Origin of the sequence: Legionella quinlivanii, from assembly GCF_003265995.1 — a bacterium.
Classification (GTDB): Bacteria; Pseudomonadota; Gammaproteobacteria; order Legionellales; family Legionellaceae; genus Legionella_C; species Legionella_C quinlivanii_A.
In genome coordinates this window covers 1-3,259 of record NZ_MVJN01000019.1, presented here as the reverse complement: position 1 = coordinate 3,259, position 3,259 = coordinate 1, and the positions used below count along the sequence as shown (strand labels likewise).

The following is a 3,259-nucleotide window of genomic DNA, read 5'->3' as shown; positions in this document are numbered from 1 at the left end:
GAAGTTCATTAACAATTAGGTAAAGAGAAGAAATACAAGCGCATTAGTATTGCAAGTTTTTGTTGTTGTCGTATGACTTTGAGATAATTGAGGTTATATGGTCAAGAAGAGAAGCGCAAACGGTGGATGCCTTGGCAGTAAGAGGCGATGAAGGACGTGGAATCCTGCGAAAAGCTCTGGGGAGTTGGAAACATGCGTTGATCCAGAGATGTCCGAATGGGGGAACCCAATCACTACGGTGATTATCCTTAACTGAATCCATAGGTTAAGGAGGCGAACTCGGGGAACTGAAACATCTAAGTACCCGAAGGAAAAGAAATCAAACGAGATTCTCCTAGTAGCGGCGAGCGAACGGGGAAGAGCCTGGTGTGATTTATTATGAGTGTGAGTAGAACAACTTGGGAAAGTTGGCGATAGAGGGTGATAGCCCCGTATACGAAGCACTGATAAGGAACTAAGCACACGAACAAGTAGGCCGGGACACGTGAAATCCTGGTTGAATATGGGTGGACCATCATCCAAGGCTAAATACTCCTTACTGACCGATAGTGAACCAGTACCGTGAGGGAAAGGTGAAAAGAACCCCGGAGAGGGGAGTGAAATAGACCTGAAACCGTTTGCGTACAAGCAGTGGGAGCCTGACTTTGGTTGGGTGACTGCGTACCTTTTGTATAATGGGTCAGCGAGTTACTTTTAGTGGCGAGGTTAACTGAATAAGGAAGCCGTAGAGAAATCGAGTCTTAATAGGGCGCGAGTCGCTGAGAGTAGACCCGAAACCGGGCGATCTAGCCATGCCCAGGATGAAGGTTGGGTAACACCAAGTGGAGGTCCGAACCGGGTAATGTTGAAAAATTATCGGATGAGGTGTGGCTAGGAGTGAAAGGCTAATCAAGCCCGGAGATAGCTGGTTCTCCCCGAAAGCTATTTAGGTAGCGCCTTGTGAAGTGATTGCTGGGGGTAGAGCACTGTTTCGGCTAGGGGGCTGTCATGGCTTACCAACCCGATGCAAACTCCGAATACCGGCTAATTGAATCACAGGAGACACACGGCGGGTGCTAACGTCCGTCGTGAAGAGGGAAACAACCCAGACCGCCAGCTAAGGTCCCTAAATAATAGTTAAGTGGGAAACGATGTGGGAAGGCATAGACAGCCAGGAGGTTGGCTTAGAAGCAGCCACCCTTTAAAGAAAGCGTAATAGCTCACTGGTCGAGTCGGCCTGCGCGGAAGATGTAACGGGGCTAAAACTATTTACCGAAGCTGCGGATGTGTGCCTTCGAGGCATGCGTGGTAGGGGAGCGTTCTGTAAGCTGATGAAGGTTCATTGAGAAGTGGGCTGGAGGTATCAGAAGTGCGAATGCTGACATGAGTAACGATAAAGAGGGTGAAAAGCCCTCTCGCCGGAAGTCCAAGGTTTCCTGCACGACGTTAATCGGAGCAGGGTGAGTCGGCCCCTAAGGCGAGGCTGAAAAGCGTAGTCGATGGGAACCAGGTTAATATTCCTGGACTTTTTATAAGTGGTGATGTGGGGACGAAGAAGGCTAGGTGAGCCGGGCGTTGGTTGCCCCGGTACCTGTTTTTAGGCGGAAAGACCTGGCAAATCCGGTTTTTCATTAACGCTGAGGGACGAGGTGGTTCTGACCCTACGGGGTGCAGAGAAGTCATTGATGCCACGCTTCCAGGAAAAGCTGCTAGCCATAACTTATAGAGAACCGTACCGGAAACCGACACAGGTGGACAGGTAGAGAATACTAAGGCGCTTGAGAGAACTCGGGTGAAGGAACTAGGCAAAATGGTACCGTAACTTCGGGAGAAGGTACGCCCTTGGATGTGAAGACCTTGCGTTGTAAGCATCTGAGGGCCGCAGAGACCAGGTGGCTGCGACTGTTTATTAAAAACACAGCACTCTGCAAATTCGTAAGAAGACGTATAGGGTGTGACGCCTGCCCGGTGCCGGAAGGTTAATTGATGGGGTTATCTTCGGAGAAGCTCTTGATCGAAGCCCCGGTAAACGGCGGCCGTAACTATAACGGTCCTAAGGTAGCGAAATTCCTTGTCGGGTAAGTTCCGACCTGCACGAATGGCGTAACGATGGCCACACTGTCTCCACCCGAGCCTCAGTGAAATTGAAATCGCGGTGAAGATGCCGTGTACCCGCGGCTAGACGGAAAGACCCCGTGAACCTTTACTACAGCTTTGCACTGGACTTTGATGATAACTGTGTAGGATAGGTGGGAGGCTAAGAAGTGCGGACGCCAGTTCGCATGGAGCCAACCTTGAAATACCACCCTGTTATTATTGAGGTTCTAACTTGGTCCAGTCATCCTGGACGAGGACAGTGTATGGTGGGTAGTTTGACTGGGGCGGTCTCCTCCCAAAGAGTAACGGAGGAGCACAAAGGTACCCTCGGTACGGTCGGACATCGTACCAAGAGTGTAAAGGCAAAAGGGTGCTTGACTGCGAGACGGACGTGTCGAGCAGGAACGAAAGTTGGTCTTAGTGATCCGGTGGTTCTGTATGGAAGGGCCATCGCTCAACGGATAAAAGGTACTCCGGGGATAACAGGCTGATACCGCCCAAGAGTTCATATCGACGGCGGTGTTTGGCACCTCGATGTCGGCTCATCACATCCTGGGGCTGAAGCAGGTCCCAAGGGTATGGCTGTTCGCCATTTAAAGTGGTACGCGAGCTGGGTTTAGAACGTCGTGAGACAGTTCGGTCCCTATCTGCCGTGGGCGTAGGAAAATTGAGAGGAGCTGCTCCTAGTACGAGAGGACCGGAGTGGACGAACCTCTGGTGTACCGGTTGTGACGCCAGTCGCATTGCCGGGTAGCTAAGTTCGGACGGGATAACCGCTGAAAGCATCTAAGCGGGAAGCCTCCCTCAAGATGAGTTTTCCCATGAAGCCCGTTGAAGACTACGACGTTGATAGGCGAGGTGTGGAAGCGCAGTAATGTGTGAAGCTAACTCGTACTAATTGGCTGATTGTCTTGACCATATAACCTGAGTTGTCTTGGGTTGTATGGGACAGCAAATAAATGAATGTGTGCAGAGATTATATCTCGATTGTATTTCAACTCTTTACCGGCCGAGGCCGGCTTCGCGAAGATGAAGCCGAGCTCTACGGTCAACCCGTTTTCCTGGCGACTATAGCGGTCTGGAACCACCTGATCCCATCTCGAACTCAGAAGTGAAACAGACTTGCGCCGATGATAGTGTGGAGTTTCTCCATGTGAAAGTAGGTCATCGCCAGGGCTTTATT

Annotated in this window: 2 rRNA genes; both read left to right on the top strand. The window is 50.8% G+C overall.

Annotated features, from left to right (window positions below):
• Positions 1–99 precede the first annotated feature (99 nt).
• Positions 100–2,995 (top strand): 23S ribosomal RNA (locus B1207_RS15820).
• A 141-nt stretch (positions 2,996–3,136) separates the two neighbouring features.
• Positions 3,137–3,252 (top strand): 5S ribosomal RNA (rrf, locus tag B1207_RS15815).
• Positions 3,253–3,259 lie beyond the last annotated feature (7 nt).